Origin of the sequence: Azospirillum sp. ST 5-10, assembly GCF_051225715.1 — a bacterium.
In the GTDB taxonomy this organism is placed as follows: domain Bacteria; phylum Pseudomonadota; class Alphaproteobacteria; order Azospirillales; family Azospirillaceae; genus Azospirillum.
The window spans coordinates 39,124-55,993 of sequence record NZ_JBPJSP010000030.1 but is presented as its reverse complement, the minus strand read 5'-3'; the positions used below and the strand labels follow the sequence as shown (position 1 = coordinate 55,993).

Below are 16,870 nucleotides of genomic sequence, written 5' to 3'. Positions count from 1 at the left end.
GCGGGGGAGCCGTCACGCCTCGTCCAGCAGCCGGCCGCCGTCGAGACGGACGCGGCGCCGGGCGAGCCGGGCCAGCACCCGCTCGTCGTGGGAGATCATCACCATGGCCTGGGGCAACTCGGCCAGGATGGCGATCAGCCGCTTCTCGGTGGCCGTGTCGAGGCCGTTGGTGGGCTCGTCCAGCAGCAGCACCTCCGGCGCCATGGCGAGCACGGTCGCCAACGCCACCAGCCGCTTCTGCCCGCCGGACAGCCGGTGCGTGACGCGGTCCCCGAACCCCTCCAGCCCGAGGGCGCCCAGCGTGTCGAGCGCCCGGGCCCGGGCCTCGCGTGGCGCCAGGCCGAGGTTCAGGGGGCCGAAGGCCACGTCCTCGATCACCGTGGGACAGAAGAGTTGGTCGTCGGAATCCTGGAACAGCAGGCCGGCGCGGCGGCGCACGGCGCGGAAATCCTTCTCGCTGCGCCGCACCGCGCCGAAGGCCTCGACGCTCCCGGCGGACGGCCGCAGCAGGCCGACCATGAGGTGGAACAGGGTCGTCTTGCCCGCCCCGTTCGGGCCGACCAGCGCCACCCGCTCGCCGGCGTGCAGCGAGAAGGAGGCGCCGGCCAGCACCGGCCGCCCCGGCTCGTAGGCGAAGGCGATGCCCTCCAGGCGGAAGAGCGGCGCCGTCACAGCCAGCCCACCATGGCGACCAGAAGCACGCCGACGGTCGAGGCCAGGGCGAAGACGCCGTCGCCGCGGCGGAAGCCGGGATCCTCGTCGAGCCCGCGCAGATGCCCGTCGAAGCCGCGACAGCGCATGGCGGCGACGATCCGCTCGGCCCGCTCGACCGAGCGGACGATCAGCATGCCGAACAGCCAGCCGATGCTGCGCCAGGTATGGCGGTCGGTGCGCGCCCGGAAGCCGCGGCAGCGCATCGCGGTGCGCAGCCGCCGGTACTCGTGGTCGAGCACGTCGAGGTAGCGCACCGTGAAGAAGTAGAGATGGACGAGCTTGTCCGGCGCGCCGAGCCGGGCCAGGGTGCGGCCGAGGACCACCGCGTCCATCGTGCCGACCAGGGCCAGGAGGGCGAGCACGGTGGCGTTGGCCTTCAGCAGGATGGCGGCGGCGCGGACCGCTCCCTCCGCCGTCGCGCTCACGCCGGCCACGGTGAACCAGGGCGTGCCGGGGACGGTGAACGGCAGCGTCAGCACGGCCAGCGCCACCACGCCGTCGAGGGCCGCCAGCCGGCGCAGGGTGCCGGCCAGCGGCAGGCGGGCGGCCACGGCCAGCGCCGCCGCCAGGGCGAGCGCCGCGGCCAGGGCTGCCGGCGCGTCGAGCGCGACGACCGCGACCGCGAACCCCAGCGCGGCGAGCACCCGGGTGCGCGGGTCGAGGGCGCGGACGATGCCGCCGTCGCGGCCGCCGGCCCCGGCGCAGAGCAGGCTCATCGTCTGTCCTCCGGCAGGCGCCGGGACCGGTTGGCGAGCCCGTAGGCCAGGCCGGCCAGCCCGACGATGTACCCGATGCCGCCCAGCACGTCGTGCAGGCGGACGGCCTCGCGGTCGGCGTCGAGGTCCTCGCGCAACGGCCGGACCTGCCGGGCCACGCTGCGCTCGATCAGTGCCGCGAGGTCCTCCCCGGCGGGTGTTCCGGCGGCCGCCGCTGCGGCCGGCGCCGCCGTGGCGGGCGGCGGGGCACCGCCGGCGGCGGCGCCCGACGGCAGCCCTTCGGGCAGTTCGGCGGCGCGGACGGTGAACCACGCCTGATGCCCGTCGCCGGCGTCGACGGCGAGGCGGTGGTCGAGCCGCCGCTGCGCCTCGAACCGGAAGGATCCGCGCGCGTCGGTGCGCCCCTCGAAGGCCACCGCGCCGTCGGGGGTGATGGCGGTGACGCGGGCGTCCTGCGCCCGCGTGCCGGCGTCGAAATAGGCGTAGCCGGAGACGGCCGCCCCCTCGGCGGCGGCGAAGATCTTGAGCTTGTGGGCCTGCGCGTCGTTCCCCGAGCCCAACACCGCCAGGGCCAGCGCGGCGGCGGCGAGGATGCCCGGCTTGACGCGCAGCACCAGGGCCACCGCCGCCGCGGTGAAGAACGCCTCGATCGCCATCACCGGCAGATGGGCGAGCACCGCCAGCCGCGCCGCCGGCACGAACTCCCGGCCGCTGAGCGCCAGCACCAGGGCCACCGCCAGCGCCGTGCCGAGGACGCCGAACGCGCCGGCGCCGCCGGCGGCGGCGACGGTCCAGCGCGGGTCGTTCCCGCTCAGCCGGCGCACCGCGCCCACCATGGCCCCGCACGCCACCGCCGGGACCGCCATGATGGCGACGTTGACGCCGAGGGAGGTGAGCCCGCCGAAGCCGAACAGCACCGCCTGCAGCAGCAGCGCCACCAGGATCGCCGGAAAGGCCGCCCAGCCCAGGGCCACCCCGGTCAGGCCGTTGAGGATGAGGTGGACGCTGGTGGGGCCGACGGGGAAATGGACCAGCGACGCGACGAAGAACATCGACGCCAGAACCCCGACCCGCGGGATGGCCTCGGGCTCCAGGCGCTTCAGCCCGTAGGCGCAGCCGGCGGCGGCCACCGCCGCGCCGGCGACGAGAACGGGAACGGACAGGACGCCGTCGGGAATGTGGGCCATGATCGCGCCTCTCCGCCGCCGGTCACTTCATGTCCACGGCCCGGACCCAGATGGCCCCTCCGGTCTCGACCGGCGCCTGCGTGCCGTCGGGCGCCGCCAGGGTCCGGTCGGCCTCGGCCAGCACGGTGAAGCCCCACCAGCCGGCCCGCGGCAGGGCGTAGGCGAAGACGCCGGAGGGGTCGGTGCGGACCACCTGGGTGATGAAGGGGTCGGACGGCGGCGTGACCGAACCGTCGTTCACCCATTCCACCTCGACGTCGGCGAAAGCCAGCGGCTTTCCGTCCTTCAGCGCGAGCCCGCGGAACAGGTTGCCGGTCCAGATGCCGTAGGGGCGGGTCAGCGGCCGGATCTCGACGGGGAAGCCGACCAGGGCGTCCCAGTCCTCGCCGCCGCCGACATCGACCACGGTCTTGACGTAGTGGACGATGTGGACCTTTTCCGCCGGTTCCCAATAGGGTGCCGGCTCCAGGTAGAAGATGTAGTCGCCGGGTGCGGCGAAGCGGTGGCTGGCGGTGAACGCCGTCTTGCCGTCGACGCTCCGCGGCGCCAGCGCGGCCCGCAGGTCGTGCTGGGTGCCGCCGCTGAGCACGCCGAAGCGGACCGGCGGCGCCAGGTCCATGGTCGGACCGCCTTCCATGGGGTGGGTGAAGACGAGGTCCAGGGTGACGGTGCGTTGCCCTTCCACGGGAACGATCTCGTCCGACGGCAGCAGCTCCAGGAAGTGCGCCTCGGCGGATGCCGCCGCCATCGTCAGGCAAGCGGCGGCGATTCCCGCCAGGGCGGCGGGTGCGGATGCGGTCCCCATGCGATCCCCCGATGGGCTCCGCCGCAGCGGCGGGGCCGGTGTGGTACGACGATTTTTTTATTCTTCATACACGGCCGGCGGCGTCAACCCTCGGCGGGCGTGGGGAATTGCCGCACGTCAGGACCGCCCGGGGGTGTGGGCGTGCGGCCGCACCGGGGCTTCGTCGCCGCCGGCCTCGTGGCCAGGGCCATGCCCATGATCGTGCCCGGCGCCGTGCCCATGCCCGTGCTGGTGCTGGTGCTGGGCGTCGGCGGACACGGGAACCAGGTTGACCTGGCCGTGCCGCACGCCGGTTTCCGACGAGATGGCGTCGGCGAGTTCCTTCACCGCCCCGGTCGGCCCCTCGAGCATGGTCACCTCCAGGCAGGTGTCGTGGTCGAGGTGGACGTGCATGGTGGAACGGACGAGGTCGTGGTGCCGGTGGTGGATCTCGGCGATGCGCCGCGCCAGCTCGCGTTCGTGGTGGTTGTAGACGTAGCTGAGGCTGGCGACGCAGAAGGGGGCGCGGTCCTCGGCGAGGCGGTCCTCCTGCAGCCGGTCGCGGAGCACGTCGCGCACCGCCTCCGAACGGTTCGTGTAGCCCTTGCGGCGGATGAAGTCGTCGAACTGCGCCAGCAGCGCGTCGTCGAGGGAAACCGTCACCCGTTCCATGGCCGGCCACACCGTTCTGAGGACTGCCCCCGGTCGTAGCACACCGGCCGGGCCGGCGCCGAGGCGAATCCGCCGCGGCCCGCCCCGGCGCCGGCCGATGGGCTCACGCGGTCGCCGCCGGACGCGGCGCCGGCCCGGCCCGGCCGCCGTCGCGCCGGCGCACGTGGTGGATCAGCGCGCGGGCATCGGCCGGCGGGCGGCGTTCGACGCGGCGGTACTCCCGGCCGTCGACGGTGCGGGCCACCATGCCGTAGTCGCAGAGCCACCGCCGCAGCAGGGCGTGGTCGCCGAAGCGGTGGCCGGCCTGCAGCAGGCGGTTGACCTGCGGCTCGTCGAGGACGCGGCCGGCCGGCAGCCGCGACCACAGCACCCACAGGCAGGCCTCCTGGTGGCTGGCCTTGGAGGGCCAGCGCTGGAGCTGGCCTTCGGCGTCGAAGTAGCGGGCCAGCCGCATCACCCGCACCGGGTCGGCGGGATCGGGCGGCGGCTCCGCGGGCGCCGCCTCGAGGCGCTCACGGGCGGCCGACTGGGCGCGGAAATGCTGGAAGTTCCGGCAGCCGACGGAGCGGGCGAGCATGTTGAGCAGTTCGACATGGCCGGGAGCGCCCTCGCACGCGGCGAGCTGGTCCTTCAGCGAGCGGGCGAGCGCGGACATGTCGTGGGCCGCGAACGGCAGGGCTGGTTTCGACATCGCTTATCCTCACGATGTGCCGATCCAGGTCTGGAGCGTCGGTGGTCGCCTCTTCCGACTCGGCACGGGATAAGGTGTCGGTCGATCGGTGGACATGGCAGGTTTAGCTTCCCCTCGCGGGGCGGCGACGCCTCGGTGAACTGCCGACCAGGCGCGACTGTACGCCGCCGCCGCTCGCCTTTGCAAGGACGGCGTCCGACGGAACGGCCCGCTCCGCCGACGGCGTCTACGGCGCCGCCGCACCGTCCGACGCGAGATGCGCGACGAGGTCCCGCGCCGGCGGTGCCAGGTCGTCCGCCGCGCGGACGCACACCGACAGCCGGCGCACCGCCCAGTCGTCGACGAGGCGGACCGGGGCGATCCCGGCCGCCCGGCTCCAGCGCCGCGCCGCCGTCGCCGGCAGGATGCCCAGGCCGACGCCGTCGGCCACCATGCGGCAGATGCCCTCGAAGGTGCGCAGCCGCACCCGCGTCTTCAGGCGGGCGCCGACCCTGGCCGCCTGCGCGTCGACGTGGTCCTGCAGCGCGCCGCCCGCCAGCCCGACGAAGGGCTGGTGCAGCACGTCGGCGAAGGCGACCCGCTTCGCCGCCGCCAGCGCGTGCCCGCGGGGAACCACCAGGACCAGCCGATCGACGGCGAAGGGACGCCGCTGCAGCCCGCCGGTGTCGACCGCGTCGGACAGGACGCCGATGTCCACCAGCCCGGCGGCGACGGCCCTGGCGACGTCGACGCTCTGGCGTTCCATCAGCTCGACGTCGATCCGCGGTCGGGCCGCCATCCAGGGCCCGAGCCGCTCCGGCAGGAACTCGGTGAGTGCCGCCGTGTTGGCGGCGAGCCGGACGGTCGCGCGCAGCCCGCCCGCATGTTCGCCGAGCTCGCCGTGCAGCCGCGCCATCTGGCGCTGGATCAGGCGGGCGTGATGCGCCAGCGCCTCGCCGGCCGGCGTCGGCCGGACGCCGCGGCGGCCGCGCTCCAGCAGCGTCACCTCGCCGGCGGCCTCCATGGCGCGCAGCCGTTCGCTGGCGGCCGGCAGGGACAGCCCGACCGCCGCCGCGCCGTGCGTGATGCTGCCGGCGTCGACGACGGCGAGGAACAGGCGCAGGTCGGTCAGGTCGAAGCGCATCCGGCAACGATAGCCGACCTCCAGCCTATGGGCCAGCCGAAGTCTGTCTGCGGATCATCCGCATTGTCCCCGCCGCGGATTCCGGTATGCCGAAGGCATGATGGAACATTCGACAGGCACGATCGCGGCGATCGCCGCGACCTTCTTCGCCGCCGGCGTCGTCAAGGGCGTCACCGGCATGGGACTGCCGACGTTCGCCATGGGCGTGCTCGGCGCGCTGCTCTCGCCGCTGGCGGCGGCCAGCCTGCTGATCGTCCCCTCCTTCGTGACCAACGTCTGGCAGCTCCTCGCCGGGCCGGGGATCGGCGCGCTGGTGCGCCGCCTCCGCGGGATGATGCTGACGATCATGGCGGGGACGGTGGCCGGCTCGTCGCTGCTGGCCGGCGGCGACGCACGGCTGACGACGGCGGCGCTCGGCGGTGCCCTCGTCCTCTACGCCGCCCACGCGCTCGTCGCGCGCCCGCTCCGCGTGCCGGCGCGGCTGGAACCGCGGCTGTCGGCCGCCGTCGGCGCGGCGACCGGCCTCGTCACGGGCGGCACCGGCGTCTTCGTCATCCCCGCCGTGCCCTACCTCCAGGCGCTGGGCCTCGGCAAGGAGGATCTGGTGCAGGCGCTCGGCCTGTCCTTCACCGTCTCCACCGTCGCGCTGGCGGCGGGGCTGGCGGGGCGGGGCGCCGTCCAGGCGGACCATCTCGCCCTGTCGGCCCTGGCGGTCGTGCCGGCCCTCGCCGGCATGGGAGCGGGGCAGATCGTGCGCCGCAGGATCAGCCCGACGGTTTTCCGCCGTTGCTTCCTGATCGCCCTGCTCGCCCTCGGCGTCGACATGCTCGCGCGGCCGTTCCTGTGACGGAGGCGGCCGGCGAGGCGCCTCGGCAGACGCTGCCGCGATTCCGTGGCACCTCCCGAAGCGCCCCTCCGTCGTGTCTTCCCGCAGACGTACACTGCGTCCGTCATGGAAAGGACCACGCGATGCCTGCCGACGAGACGATGATCAAGGTCGCCTGCATCAGAGCCGCAGCGCACCTGCTGGCCACCACCCCGATCGCGCCGAAGAACGCCGACGAGGCCGGCATGCTCGCCGGGCGCATCGCCTGGGCGATGTGGAAGGAGTGGGACCAGCGGGAAAGGGGTGTCGGCCCGTAGCCGTAGCCTTCCGGCCGCCCCCGGGGGGTGACCATGGACGCCTGGACACCACCGTCGTTTGACGTACGATCCGTCCGCCCTTTCACGGACAGGAGTGCGCAATGACGGGCATCGAACGCCTTCAGCACCTTCTCGCGACGAGACCCGACGTGGCCCTGCCCCTCCGCGAGGCCGAAGACATCGACCAGGCATACGCGATGCTCGCCCGCATCGCCGCCGAGCACAACATCGGGACGAGCGCCGCGGACATTCGCGCGCACGTCGACGCGGAATTGGCCGGCGCCCAAAGCGATGGGCCGCTGAGCGACGATCAGCTCGACGGCGTGGCCGGCGGCTTCGGCTTCCTGTCCACCGTCATGAACCCCTTGCCCGTCCTGATCAACGCCTTGTTCAACGTAGGGTTCGGCAACTACGGCAGACGCGCCTAGCGGCTGCGCCGCGGCTGTCCCCGCCGGAGGCGGCGAGTCCTGTGCTCCGCCCGTGCGATCTCGACGGGCGCGATCGTTGGAGGGATGTCGGCCAACGGGAGAATCAGATGGCCGGTCAACGTCCGCCGTCCCCGTCCTCCACTTTGGTCCCGAATCGGCAAACGATGATTCTGCACGACCACCTGCATGCGACGCCGCCCGATCCTCGTCCCTATGTCAGCAGCCGGTGGCAGATCCTCCTGCAGGTTCGAGTTGGCTGACGCAGGCAGTGGATTTGCCCGAGACACGCACACGTGCGCATCTCGCTTCTTGTTTCCCTTCAAATTAGACACGTTCCCTGTCATTTTCTCCGCTGCAGAGATAACACTGAGACGCGACCGACAGATGTAGGTTAGCCGAACTGGAGGGCCCGGATATGCGTTTATTATTGCTTGCGCCGGTAGCTATTGGCTTATCATCGTGCGCGCCAAGCGGACATATCAAATGGATAAGAGTATGGGGAGACACAACACTGCAAAAAGCCTCTGCGCAGTGTCGATATGAAGCAAATGCAGCTTCGCCTGCACTCTGCCGTGGCATTCTTGGATGCGCAGCAGAACAAAATCGTACGGAGAATCTATTCTATCAATGCATGGAGGCGGCAGGCTGGAGATCGCGATTCATTCCGGATCCGTCATCCAGCACAGCTTCAGAGGCAGGCGCGGTTGCCAAATGCACACGCCCCGACGGCAGCACGTTGATTACGTCCGCCCAAGGGTGCAGCAGTTTGGGCGGCACTCTTTCGAATCGATAGGGCACGTCATCTGGGGACAATGTAAGCTGCAGGCCTTCTCGCTGTACCTACTGTGTGGCCTGACGCAGTACCGCCTGTGGAAGGATTGCACCGTGACAGGCCACACCGTCGCCACTCGGAAAATCATCACCGCGTCCGCTCAGCGTTCGCGTCATAGCACCGCGGATTCGCGTGGTCGACGGTGCGCGGCACTGGCCAAACCGGCCGACCCGAGGCGCACGCCAGCCTTGGATCAAGCCCTTCACGGCTTGCTTGCTTGCGGTGGCCGACGGAAATGGAAAAAGCGGAGATGGCGGAGCGGGGGGGATTCGAACCCCCGGTACGGTTTAACCCGTACGACAGTTTAGCAAACTGCTGGTTTAAGCCACTCACCCACCGCTCCACCGGCAGACGCCCTGGGGCGCCGTGGCTGGAGAGGGTTCTAGCGGGCCGCAGGCGCCGTTGTCAACGCCTACAAAGCCCCGGCAAGGCCCCTTTGTCGCACCGCCCCACGCGCGAAGTGGAACAAATATGGGTAAAATTTTATCGACATTTTAGAATGATCGCCTATGATGGGTTGCATCAGCAGTCGATGCCGGGCGGACCGGCTCGTTCGTCGGAGAGGAGGGCAACCCATGACCATGTCGAAGCGCTGCGTCGAAACGCTGATCGACCTCGTCGAGAACAAGCTGAGCTGCCTGGAGATCACCGACCGCGAGGATCTGCGCGAGAAGGAGCTGCTGGAGCGCTGCATCCAGGAGCTGCGCGCCGAGGCGGAGGGCCGCGACGGCCGCAACGCCGCCTTCACCGCGCCCAAGCGGCGCGGCCGGCGTCCCAAGCACCTGCAGTACCACGAGCTGCACGCCGCCTGATCCGCCCGCCGCGCGCGGCGGCTCAGGGCACCGCCATCCCCTTCTGCACCGCCGGGCGGGCGCCCACGGCGTCCATCCAGCGCTTGACGTTGGGGAAGTCGGCAAGGTCGATGCCCTGCCACTCCCAGCGCTGCAGCCACGGATAGATGGCGATGTCGGCGATGCCGTAGTCGCCGGCGAACCAGTCCGCCCTCGCCAGGTGCTTGTCCATGACGCCGTACAGCCGCTTCGCCTCGTCGGAGTAGCGGCGGACGGCGTAGGGGATCTGCTCCGGGGCGAAGCGCCGGAAATGGTGCGCCTGGCCCAGCATCGGCCCCACCCCGCCCATCTGGAACATCAGCCACTGCAGCGCGACGATCCGGTCGCGCGGGTCGGTCGGCAGCAGCCTGCCGGTCTTCTCCGCGAGATAGATGAGGATGGCGCCCGACTCGAACAGCGCGAGCGGCTTGCCGCCCGGCCCGTCGGGGTCGACGATGGCGGGGATCTTGTTGTTGGGGCTGATCGCCAGGAAGGCCGGGTCGAACTGCTCGTCCTTGCCGATGTTGACGGGATGCACCGTGTAGGGCAGCCCGACCTCCTCCAGCATGATGGAGACCTTGCGCCCGTTGGGCGTGCCCCAGGTGTAGAGCTCGATCATCTGCGAAATCCCTCCTCGGACGTGTGCGGCCCTCAGGATGCCGACAGCGCCGGCGCGGGGTCCAGCGCCGCGGGGGCGGTGCATGGCAGGGTCAAGGTGAAGCGCGTGCCCTGCCCCACCGCCGAATCGACCTCCACCCGGCCGCCCAGCACGTCGCTCACCGTGTTGCGCACGATGTGCAGGCCGAGGCCGCTGCCCCCTTCGCCGCGCTTGGTGGTGAAGAACGGCTCGAAGATCTTGGCCAGGGTCGCCTGCTCGATGCCGGCACCGTCGTCGGCGAACTCCACCACCACCTCCGCGGCACCGGCCCGCCGCACGACGACCCGGATGCGCCCCGGCGACCCGTCGGGAAAGGCGTGGACCACCGCGTTGACCGTCAGGTTGGACAGCACCTGAGCCAGGGCCCCGGGATAGCTGTCCATGCGGATGCCCTCGGGGCAGTCCACCTCGACGACCACGCCGGAGCGCTTCAGGCGCGGGCGCAGGCTGAAGAGCACCTCGCCGATGTAGGTCTGCAGGTCGAACACCCGGCGTTCGCCGGAGCTCTGGTCGACCGCCACCTGCTTGAAGCTGTGCACCAGGTCGGCGGCGCGGTTGACGTTGGCCACCAGCAGGCGCGCCGCCTCCTCGACCGCGTCCAGGTAGTGGCCGAGGTCGGAGCGGCGCATGCCGCCGCCGGCGAAACGCTCGCGCAGGCTCCGCGTCTGCTCCAGCAGATGGGTGGCCGCGGTGAGGCCGATGCCGATGGGTGTGTTGATCTCGTGCGCCACCCCGGCGACGAGCTGACCCAGCGAGGCCATGGCCTCCGCCTGGATCAGGCTCTCCTGGGCGACGCGCAGGTCGGCCAGCGCCCCCTCCGCCGCCTCCTTGGCGGCCATGACCTCGGCCTCGCCGGCCTTGCGGTCGGTGATGTCGTAGAGCCAGGTCAGCAGCGCCCGCTCCCCCTCGAACTCGATCTCCCTCCACGACGACAGCACCCAGACGAGCGAGCCGTCGTCGCGCCGGAAGGCGACCTCGGCGTCGCGGAAGGCGCCCTCCCGGTCCAGGCGGTCCATCAGCCGGGTGCGGTCCTCGGGATTGGCGTAGAGCAGCGCCGGCGCGGTCTCCATCAGGTCCTGGCGCGACCGGCCGATCATCTGCGCCGACTGCGCGTTGCAGAACAGCCAGCGGCCGTCCCGCGTCGTGATGTTGCAGGCGATCGGGCTGACCTCGAGGATGCGCAGGAGCTGCTGTTCGCTGCGCCGCAGCGTCTCCTCCTGGCGGCGGCGTTCGGTGACGTCGGCCATGATGCCGACGTAGCGCACCGCCCGCCCGCTGCCGTCGCGCAGCACCCGGCCCTTGGCCTCGATCCAGATCCAGGTGCCGTCCTCGCGCCGCAGCCGGTAGGTGTAGTCGTAGCGGGTCGTCTCGCCGCCGAGATAGGCGGCGATGGTGGCGAGCACCCGCTGCCGGTCGTCGGGATGGAGGCGCCCCTCCCAGAAGTCGGCGGGCATCTCCGGCGGCGTCGTGAAGCCGAGCATGCGCGGGAAGGTGTCGGACCACCAGCACGTCCGCTGCACCAGGTCGGCGTCCCAGGCGGCGGCGTTGGTCGCCTCCAGGGCCATCTCCAGGCGCGCCGCCAGGTCGCGCCGCGCGGCGTCGGCCTCCCGCTGCGGAGTCAGGTCGTGCAGCCAGGTGATGTGCGCCGGCCGGCCGCCGTACTCCAGCACGGCCGAGGTCATGCTGCCGACGTAGGTCTCGCCGTCGCCCTTGCGGAACAGCACCTCCTCCTCGGTGAAGGCGCCGTCGCGGTAGAGGCGGTCGACGTAGCGGGCGCGGTCCTCGGGACGGGCGTACAGCGCCACCACGCCCCCCGTCTCGAACTCGGCGTCGCTGCGGCGGAAGAACGCCCGCGCCCGGGCGTTGCGGTACAGGTTGGCGCCGGCGCGGGTGTTGATGATGACGCCCACCGGTGCGGTGTCGAGGACGGCGCGCAGCCGCGCCTCGCCGTCGCCGGCCGGCCGCCGCCGGCCGATCAGGAAGCCGCCAAGCGCACCGGCCAGCAGCGCCACGCCGGCAACGATCAGGGTGAGTGCACTCATTCCGCCTCCCGCCGGTCCCACTGGACACAGGCAGTGCGGGATTTGCAACCGCCAATTCGCCGCGTCGCCCCGCCGGTCCGCTCGGTTCCGGCGGGGTCGCGCGGCGGCGCCTCAGCCCTTCAGCCTGCGGGTCAGGATCTCGTTGACCAGCGCCGGGTTGGCCTTGCCCTGGGTGGCCTTCATGGTCTGGCCGACGAAGAAGCCGAACAGCTTGTCCTTGCCGCCGCGGAACTCCTCCACCTTGTCGGCGTTGGCGGCCAGCACGGCGTCGATCGCCGCCTCGATGGCGCCGGTGTCGGTCACCTGGCGCAGCCCCTTCTCCTCGACGATGTCGCCGGGCTTGCCGCCGGTTTCGAACATGGTCTCGAAGACGTCCTTGGCGATGCGCCCGGAGATGGTGTTGTCGCTGATCAGGTCGAGCAGCGCGCCGAGGTCGGCGGCCGACACCGGGCTGTCCTCGATGTCCCTGCCGGCCCTGTTGAGGGCGCCGAACAGCTCCACCGTCACCCAGTTGGCCGCCATCTTGGGATCGCGCCCGGCGGCCACCGCCTCGAAGTAGTCGGCCTTGGCCTTCTCGTTCACCAGCACGTTGGCGTCGTAGGGCGACAGCTTGTAGGCGCTGATGAAGCGCGCCTTCTTCTCGTCCGGCAACTCCGGCAGGTCCCGCTTGATCGCCTCGACCCAGGCCGGGTCCAGTTCCAGCGGCAGGAGGTCGGGGTCGGGGAAGTAGCGGTAGTCGTGCGCCTCCTCCTTGGAGCGCATGGAGCGGGTGACGAGGCGGGTGGTGTCCCACAGCCGCGTCTCCTGGGAGATCGTGCCGCCCTCCTCCAGCACCTCGATCTGGCGGCGCGCCTCGAAGTCGATGGCCGCCTGGACGAAGCGGATGGAGTTGACGTTCTTGATCTCGCAGCGCGTGCCCAGCGGTCCGCCCGGCTTGCGCACCGACACGTTGCAGTCGCAGCGCATGGAGCCCTCCTCCATGTTGCCGTCGCAGGTGCCGAGATAGCGCAGGATCGACCGCAGCTTGCGCAGATAGGCGCCGGCCTCCTCGGCCGAGCGCAGGTCGGGCTCCGAGACGATCTCCATCAGCGCCACGCCGGACCGGTTGAGGTCGATGAAGGTCTTCGACGGGTGGAGGTCGTGGATCGACTTGCCGGCGTCCTGCTCCAGGTGCAGGCGGGTGATGCCGACCGTGCGCGACGAGCCGTCGGGCAGGTCGAGCACGAGCTGCCCCTTGCCCACCACCGGCTGGAGATACTGGCTGATCTGGTAGCCCTGCGGCAGGTCGGCGTAGAAGTAGTTCTTGCGGTCGAACACCGAGAACAGGTTGATCTCCGCCTTCAGGCCGAGGCCGGTGCGCACCGCCTGCTCGACGCAGAAGCCGTTGATCACCGGCAGCATGCCGGGGAACGCGGCGTCGACGAAGCTCACCTGGCTGTTGGCGGCCGACCCGAAGTCGGTCGCGGCGCCGGAGAACAGCTTCGCCTTCGAGACGATCTGGGCATGGACCTCCAGCCCGATCACCACTTCCCAATCGCCCGTTTCACCCTGGATGTAGGTCATCGCTTCACTCGTCTTCTCAGGCTCAGGCCGTGAACGGCGGGGTGGCGGTGAACTGCGCCGCCTCTTCCAGGACGCCGCCGACGCGGAACAGGGTCTCCTCGTCGAACGGCCGGCCGATGAGCTGCAGGCCGAGCGGCAGGCCGTCGGCGCCCAGTCCGGCGGGAAGGCTCATGCCGGGCAGGCCGGCGAGGTTGACCGGCACCGTGAAGACGTCGTTCAGGTACATCTGGATCGGGTCGTCCATCTTCTCGCCGACGGCGAAGGCGCCCGACGGCGCGGTCGGCGTGAGGATGACGTCGCAGCTCCGGAACGCCTCGTCGAAGTCCTGCTTGATGCGGCTGCGGACCTTCTGCGCCTTGAGATAGTAGGCGTCGTAGTAGCCGGCCGAGAGCACGTAGGTGCCGATGAGGATGCGCCGCCGCACCTCCTTGCCGAAACCGGCGCCCCGGGTGTTCTCGTACATCTCCTTGAGGTTGCCGCCCTCGACCCGCAGGCCGTAGCGCACGCCGTCGTAGCGCGCTAGGTTGGACGAGGCCTCGGCGGGGGCGACGATGTAATAGGTGGGCAGCGCGTACTTGGTGTGCGGCAGGCTGATCTCCACCGGCTCGGCGCCGGCCGCCTTCAGCCACTCCACGCCCTTCTGCCAGATCTGCTCGATCTCGGCCGGCATGCCGTCGACCCGGTACTCCTTGGGGATGCCGACCCGCAGCCCGCGGACGTCGCCGGTCAGCGCCGTCTCGAAATCGGGCACCGCCATGTCGACGCTGGTGGAATCCTTGGGGTCGAAGCCGGCCATGGAGCGCAGCATGATGGCGCCGTCGCGCACCGTGCGCGTCATCGGCCCGGCCTGGTCCAGCGACGAGGCGAAGGCGACGATGCCCCAGCGCGAGCAGCGCCCGTAGGTCGGCTTGACGCCGACGATGCCGACGAAGGCGGCGGGCTGGCGGATCGAGCCGCCGGTGTCGGTGCCGGTGGCGCCGAGCGCGCAGCGCGCCGCCACGGCCGCCGCCGAGCCGCCCGACGAGCCGCCGGGCACCAGGGTGCGCGTCCAGGCGCCGGGCTCGCCCGGGCTCCAGGGATTCACCACGTTGCCGTAGTAGGAGGTGATGTTGGCCGAGCCCATGGCGAACTCGTCCAGGTTCACCTTGCCCAGCATGACCGCGCCGTCGCGCCACAGGTTGGCGGTGACGGTCGATTCATAGGGCGGCTGGAAGCCGTCGAGGATGTGGCTGGCCGCGGTGGTCAGCACGTCCTTCGTGCAGAACAGGTCCTTCACCGCGATGGGCAGACCGTCCATCGGGCCGGCCTCGCCCTTGGCGCGGCGGGCGTCGGACTCCCGCGCCATCGCCAGCGCCTTGTCCGGCGTCTCGGTGATGAAGGCGTTGAGGGGACGCACCGTCTCCATGGCGCGGACGTGCGCCTCGGTCAGCTCGACCGCGGTGAACTCCTTGGCCGCCAGCCCCTTCAGGGCCTCGGCCATGGTCAGATGGGTCAGCCCGCTCATCACTCGACCACCTTCGGCACGCAGAAATGGCCCTCGGCCGTCTCCGGCCCGTTCTTGAGGATCGCGTCCGCCTGGCCGCCGTCGGTGACCTCGTCCTGGCGCCAGCGCAGCTTCTGCGCGGCGACGCTGGCCATCGGCGGCACGCCGTCCGTGTCCACCTCGCCGAGCTGCTCCACGAAATCCAGGATCCGGCTGAGCTCGCCGGCCAGATGGTCGAGTTCCTCGTCCGGCACCTTGATGCGGGCCAGATGCGCGATCCTGGCCACGGCGGCCTTGTCGAGCGACATCCCTAACTCTCTTCCGCGACGACTGGAGATAAAGCGGCTCGGAAGCTAGCACCCGCGGCGGAGCGCTGCAACGCCGTATGGCGGGCCTTGCCGGCGCCCCGGCGCCGGCCTATGAGTGGACCCATGATCCACGATCTCCGCGACCTCGCCGCCGCCCTGCCCAGGGGGGCCCGCCTGCTGGGCCTCGACGTCGGCACCAAGACCATCGGCATGGCCGTGTCCGATCCCGGCCTCGTCGTCGCCTCGCCCATCGGCACGGTGCGCCGCACCAGGTTCGCCGAGGACGCGCGCGAGCTGGCGCGGGCGATCCGCGACTACGGGATCGGCGGCCTGGTGGTCGGCCTGCCCCTCAACATGGACGGGTCGAGCGGGCCGCGCGCCCAGTCGACGCGGCAGTTCGCCCAGAACCTGCTGGGCCGCACCGACCTGCTCGGCTGGGAGCCGGAGATCGCCTTCTGGGACGAGCGGCTGTCGACCGCCGCGGTGCAGCGCTTCATGACCGGCGAGGCCGACATGACCCGCAAGCGGCGCGGCGAGGTCGTCGACAAGATGGCGGCCGCCTACATCCTGCAGGGCGCCCTGGATTCCCTGGCCCACCAGCGGCGGCTGGCGTCGGACGCCGGAGCCGGCGACGAGAACGACGACGCGTAACCACGCCCCCATCCCCCACCGCCGCGGTCGCGCATGGTCGCCGTCTTCGGGGCGCTCGCCCCCATCTTCCTGCTGATCCTGCTGGGCCACGCCCTGCGCCGCCGGGCCTTCGTGCCGCCGGCGGTGTGGGCGGGGGCCGACCGGCTGACCTACTTCGTCTTCTTCCCGGCGCTCATCGTCGACGAACTGGCGCGCGCCGACCTCGGCCGCGACGACATGGCGCCGATGGCCGCGGCGATGGCCGCCGGCATCCTGGCGGCGGCGGCGCTGATGACGGCCGCGCGCCGTCCGCTGGGCCTCGACGGTCCCGCCTTCGCCTCGGTCTTCCAGGGCTCGATGCGGATGAACACCTACGTCGGCCTGGCCGCCGCGCGCGCCCTCTTCGGCGACGCCGGCCTCACCCTGATCGCCGTCGGCATCGCCCTGATCATCCCGCTGGTCAACGTGCTGGCCGTGCTCGCCCATGCCCGCTGGGGACGCGACGCCCGGGGCGTCACGGCCGGGGCCATCCTGCGCGGGCTCGCCACCAACCCGATCATCCTGGCCGCCCTGTGCGGCGTCGCCCTCAACCTCACCGGCCTCGGCAAGCCGCCGGTGGCCGGCCCGGTCATCGAGATCCTGGCGCGCGCCGCCCTGCCCGTCGGCCTGCTGTCGGTGGGCGCCGGGCTCGACCTGGCGGCGGCGCGCGCCGCCGGGCTGGGGGTCGGCGTCGCCACCGCGACCAAGCTGCTGCTGGTGCCGGCGGCGACCGCGGCGGCCGGCTTCGCGCTCGGCGTCGACGGGCTGGCGCTGACCGTCGCCGTCCTGTTCAACGCCCTGCCCTGTTCGGCGAGCGCCTACGCCCTGGCCCGCCAGATGGGCGGCGACCACGCGCTGATCGCCGCCATCATCACCGTCCAGACCCTGCTGGCGGCGCTGTCCCTGCCGCTGATCCTCGCCGCGTTCGCGTAAGGCGGCGCCCGGGCCCGTCGTCCCGACGGCGATCCCCGGGGTCCGGGCGGATCAATGTCGGAACCGCGCCGGTGCACGCTCGTTGTCAGATCAA

Annotated in this window: 18 protein-coding genes and 1 tRNA gene; 6 read left to right on the top strand and 13 right to left on the bottom strand. The window is 71.6% G+C overall.

Translation table 11 applies throughout. From position 1 onward, the window contains the following. Positions 1–12 precede the first annotated feature (12 nt). The 7 genes from ACSBPG_RS25580 to ACSBPG_RS25550 all read right to left on the bottom strand — a co-directional run bounded on the left by ACSBPG_RS25580 (position 13) and on the right by ACSBPG_RS25550 (position 5,887). Positions 13–672: an energy-coupling factor ABC transporter ATP-binding protein gene (locus tag ACSBPG_RS25580; RefSeq protein ID WP_435540065.1), complete on the bottom strand. Its 660-nt coding sequence runs from the start codon at positions 670–672 to the stop codon at positions 13–15. Continuing rightward, positions 669–1,430: a cobalt ECF transporter T component CbiQ gene (cbiQ, locus tag ACSBPG_RS25575; RefSeq protein WP_435540064.1), complete on the bottom strand. Its 762-nt coding sequence runs from the start codon at positions 1,428–1,430 to the stop codon at positions 669–671. The genes ACSBPG_RS25580 and cbiQ overlap by 4 nt, the downstream gene beginning before the upstream one ends. Beyond that, complete coding sequence (gene cbiM / locus ACSBPG_RS25570; RefSeq protein WP_435540063.1) at positions 1,427–2,617, bottom strand: cobalt transporter CbiM; 1,191 nt, start codon at positions 2,615–2,617, stop codon at positions 1,427–1,429. Before cbiM ends, cbiQ begins: the two co-directional genes overlap by 4 nt. A 22-nt stretch (positions 2,618–2,639) precedes the next feature. After that, positions 2,640–3,422: a DUF4198 domain-containing protein gene (locus ACSBPG_RS25565; RefSeq protein ID WP_435540062.1), complete on the bottom strand. Its 783-nt coding sequence runs from the start codon at positions 3,420–3,422 to the stop codon at positions 2,640–2,642. Between the two features lie 117 nt (positions 3,423–3,539). After that, entirely contained in the window at positions 3,540–4,073 is a 534-nt protein-coding gene (gene nikR, locus ACSBPG_RS25560) for a nickel-responsive transcriptional regulator NikR (protein WP_435540061.1), read from the bottom strand. 103 nt (positions 4,074–4,176) lie between these two features. After that, positions 4,177–4,764: a DUF2087 domain-containing protein gene (locus ACSBPG_RS25555; RefSeq protein WP_435540060.1), complete on the bottom strand. Its 588-nt coding sequence runs from the start codon at positions 4,762–4,764 to the stop codon at positions 4,177–4,179. A gap of 226 nt (positions 4,765–4,990) precedes the next feature. Further along, entirely contained in the window at positions 4,991–5,887 is an 897-nt protein-coding gene (locus ACSBPG_RS25550) for a LysR family transcriptional regulator (protein ID WP_435540059.1), read from the bottom strand. Positions 5,888–5,987: 100 nt separating this feature from the next. Between ACSBPG_RS25550 and ACSBPG_RS25545 the strand changes: the two genes are divergently transcribed. From ACSBPG_RS25545 to ACSBPG_RS25535, 3 genes are all read left to right on the top strand, one after another. Beyond that, entirely contained in the window at positions 5,988–6,734 is a 747-nt protein-coding gene (locus ACSBPG_RS25545) for a sulfite exporter TauE/SafE family protein (RefSeq protein WP_435540058.1), read from the top strand. Positions 6,735–6,856: 122 nt separating this feature from the next. Continuing rightward, the gene (locus ACSBPG_RS25540; protein WP_435540057.1) at positions 6,857–7,030 is read left to right on the top strand and encodes a hypothetical protein; all 174 of its coding nucleotides are present in this window, start codon (positions 6,857–6,859) and stop codon (positions 7,028–7,030) included. A gap of 101 nt (positions 7,031–7,131) precedes the next feature. Next, positions 7,132–7,458: a hypothetical protein gene (locus ACSBPG_RS25535; RefSeq protein ID WP_435540056.1), complete on the top strand. Its 327-nt coding sequence runs from the start codon at positions 7,132–7,134 to the stop codon at positions 7,456–7,458. Between the two features lie 1,083 nt (positions 7,459–8,541). Here the strand turns inward: ACSBPG_RS25535 and ACSBPG_RS25530 are convergent. Beyond that, a tRNA-Ser gene (locus ACSBPG_RS25530) sits at positions 8,542–8,633 on the bottom strand. A gap of 232 nt (positions 8,634–8,865) precedes the next feature. Here ACSBPG_RS25530 and ACSBPG_RS25525 point away from each other — a divergent pair. Further along, positions 8,866–9,102, top strand: coding sequence for a hypothetical protein (locus ACSBPG_RS25525; RefSeq protein ID WP_435540055.1), 237 nt, complete (start codon positions 8,866–8,868; stop codon positions 9,100–9,102). Positions 9,103–9,124: 22 nt separating this feature from the next. Here the strand turns inward: ACSBPG_RS25525 and ACSBPG_RS25520 are convergent, their stop codons facing one another. The 5 genes from ACSBPG_RS25520 to gatC form a co-directional block, all read right to left on the bottom strand. Next, a complete protein-coding gene (locus ACSBPG_RS25520; RefSeq protein WP_435540054.1) occupies positions 9,125–9,739 on the bottom strand; it encodes a glutathione S-transferase family protein in 615 nt (204 codons plus the stop codon). Between the two features lie 32 nt (positions 9,740–9,771). Then, positions 9,772–11,820 carry a PAS domain-containing sensor histidine kinase gene (locus tag ACSBPG_RS25515; RefSeq protein WP_435540053.1) on the bottom strand — a complete coding sequence of 683 codons (2,049 nt, stop codon included), beginning with the start codon at positions 11,818–11,820 and terminating at the stop codon, positions 9,772–9,774. Between the two features lie 111 nt (positions 11,821–11,931). Then, on the bottom strand, positions 11,932–13,383 hold the full coding sequence (gene gatB, locus ACSBPG_RS25510; RefSeq protein WP_435540052.1) for an Asp-tRNA(Asn)/Glu-tRNA(Gln) amidotransferase subunit GatB: 1,452 nt from the start codon (positions 13,381–13,383) through the stop codon (positions 11,932–11,934). A gap of 22 nt (positions 13,384–13,405) precedes the next feature. Further along, positions 13,406–14,887 carry an Asp-tRNA(Asn)/Glu-tRNA(Gln) amidotransferase subunit GatA gene (gatA, locus tag ACSBPG_RS25505; RefSeq protein ID WP_435540051.1) on the bottom strand — a complete coding sequence of 494 codons (1,482 nt, stop codon included), beginning with the start codon at positions 14,885–14,887 and terminating at the stop codon, positions 13,406–13,408. Further along, the gene (gatC, locus tag ACSBPG_RS25500) at positions 14,887–15,174 is read right to left on the bottom strand and encodes an Asp-tRNA(Asn)/Glu-tRNA(Gln) amidotransferase subunit GatC (protein ID WP_435540050.1); all 288 of its coding nucleotides are present in this window, start codon (positions 15,172–15,174) and stop codon (positions 14,887–14,889) included. The genes gatA and gatC overlap by 1 nt, the downstream gene beginning before the upstream one ends. A gap of 123 nt (positions 15,175–15,297) precedes the next feature. On the opposite strand from gatC, the gene ruvX reads away from it, so the two are divergent. Both ruvX and ACSBPG_RS25490 read left to right on the top strand, forming a co-directional pair. Next, on the top strand, positions 15,298–15,825 hold the full coding sequence (ruvX, locus tag ACSBPG_RS25495; protein ID WP_435540049.1) for a Holliday junction resolvase RuvX: 528 nt from the start codon (positions 15,298–15,300) through the stop codon (positions 15,823–15,825). 33 nt (positions 15,826–15,858) lie between these two features. Then, positions 15,859–16,776 (top strand): AEC family transporter, encoded by a 918-nt coding sequence (locus tag ACSBPG_RS25490; RefSeq protein WP_435540048.1) that lies wholly within the window; start codon positions 15,859–15,861, stop codon positions 16,774–16,776. Positions 16,777–16,870: the final 94 nt, after the last annotated feature.

What these genes read in the sequence shown, in the direction of transcription:
- cbiQ (WP_435540064.1), bottom strand. Translation starts at nt 1,430, where the DNA reads ATGAGCCTGCTCTGCGCCGGGGCCGGCGGCCGCGACGGCGGCATCGTC.
- cbiM (WP_435540063.1), bottom strand. Translation starts at nt 2,617, where the DNA reads ATGGCCCACATTCCCGACGGCGTCCTGTCCGTTCCCGTTCTCGTCGCC.
- ACSBPG_RS25565 (WP_435540062.1), bottom strand. Translation starts at nt 3,422, where the DNA reads ATGGGGACCGCATCCGCACCCGCCGCCCTGGCGGGAATCGCCGCCGCT.
- nikR (WP_435540061.1), bottom strand. Translation starts at nt 4,073, where the DNA reads ATGGAACGGGTGACGGTTTCCCTCGACGACGCGCTGCTGGCGCAGTTC.
- ACSBPG_RS25555 (WP_435540060.1), bottom strand. Translation starts at nt 4,764, where the DNA reads ATGTCGAAACCAGCCCTGCCGTTCGCGGCCCACGACATGTCCGCGCTC.
- ACSBPG_RS25550 (WP_435540059.1), bottom strand. Translation starts at nt 5,887, where the DNA reads ATGCGCTTCGACCTGACCGACCTGCGCCTGTTCCTCGCCGTCGTCGAC.
- ACSBPG_RS25545 (WP_435540058.1), top strand. Translation starts at nt 5,988, where the DNA reads ATGGAACATTCGACAGGCACGATCGCGGCGATCGCCGCGACCTTCTTC.
- ACSBPG_RS25540 (WP_435540057.1), top strand. Translation starts at nt 6,857, where the DNA reads ATGCCTGCCGACGAGACGATGATCAAGGTCGCCTGCATCAGAGCCGCA.
- ACSBPG_RS25535 (WP_435540056.1), top strand. Translation starts at nt 7,132, where the DNA reads ATGACGGGCATCGAACGCCTTCAGCACCTTCTCGCGACGAGACCCGAC.
- ACSBPG_RS25525 (WP_435540055.1), top strand. Translation starts at nt 8,866, where the DNA reads ATGACCATGTCGAAGCGCTGCGTCGAAACGCTGATCGACCTCGTCGAG.
- ACSBPG_RS25520 (WP_435540054.1), bottom strand. Translation starts at nt 9,739, where the DNA reads ATGATCGAGCTCTACACCTGGGGCACGCCCAACGGGCGCAAGGTCTCC.
- ACSBPG_RS25515 (WP_435540053.1), bottom strand. Translation starts at nt 11,820, where the DNA reads ATGAGTGCACTCACCCTGATCGTTGCCGGCGTGGCGCTGCTGGCCGGT.
- gatB (WP_435540052.1), bottom strand. Translation starts at nt 13,383, where the DNA reads ATGACCTACATCCAGGGTGAAACGGGCGATTGGGAAGTGGTGATCGGG.
- gatA (WP_435540051.1), bottom strand. Translation starts at nt 14,887, where the DNA reads ATGAGCGGGCTGACCCATCTGACCATGGCCGAGGCCCTGAAGGGGCTG.
- gatC (WP_435540050.1), bottom strand. Translation starts at nt 15,174, where the DNA reads ATGTCGCTCGACAAGGCCGCCGTGGCCAGGATCGCGCATCTGGCCCGC.
- ruvX (WP_435540049.1), top strand. Translation starts at nt 15,298, where the DNA reads ATGATCCACGATCTCCGCGACCTCGCCGCCGCCCTGCCCAGGGGGGCC.
- ACSBPG_RS25490 (WP_435540048.1), top strand. Translation starts at nt 15,859, where the DNA reads ATGGTCGCCGTCTTCGGGGCGCTCGCCCCCATCTTCCTGCTGATCCTG.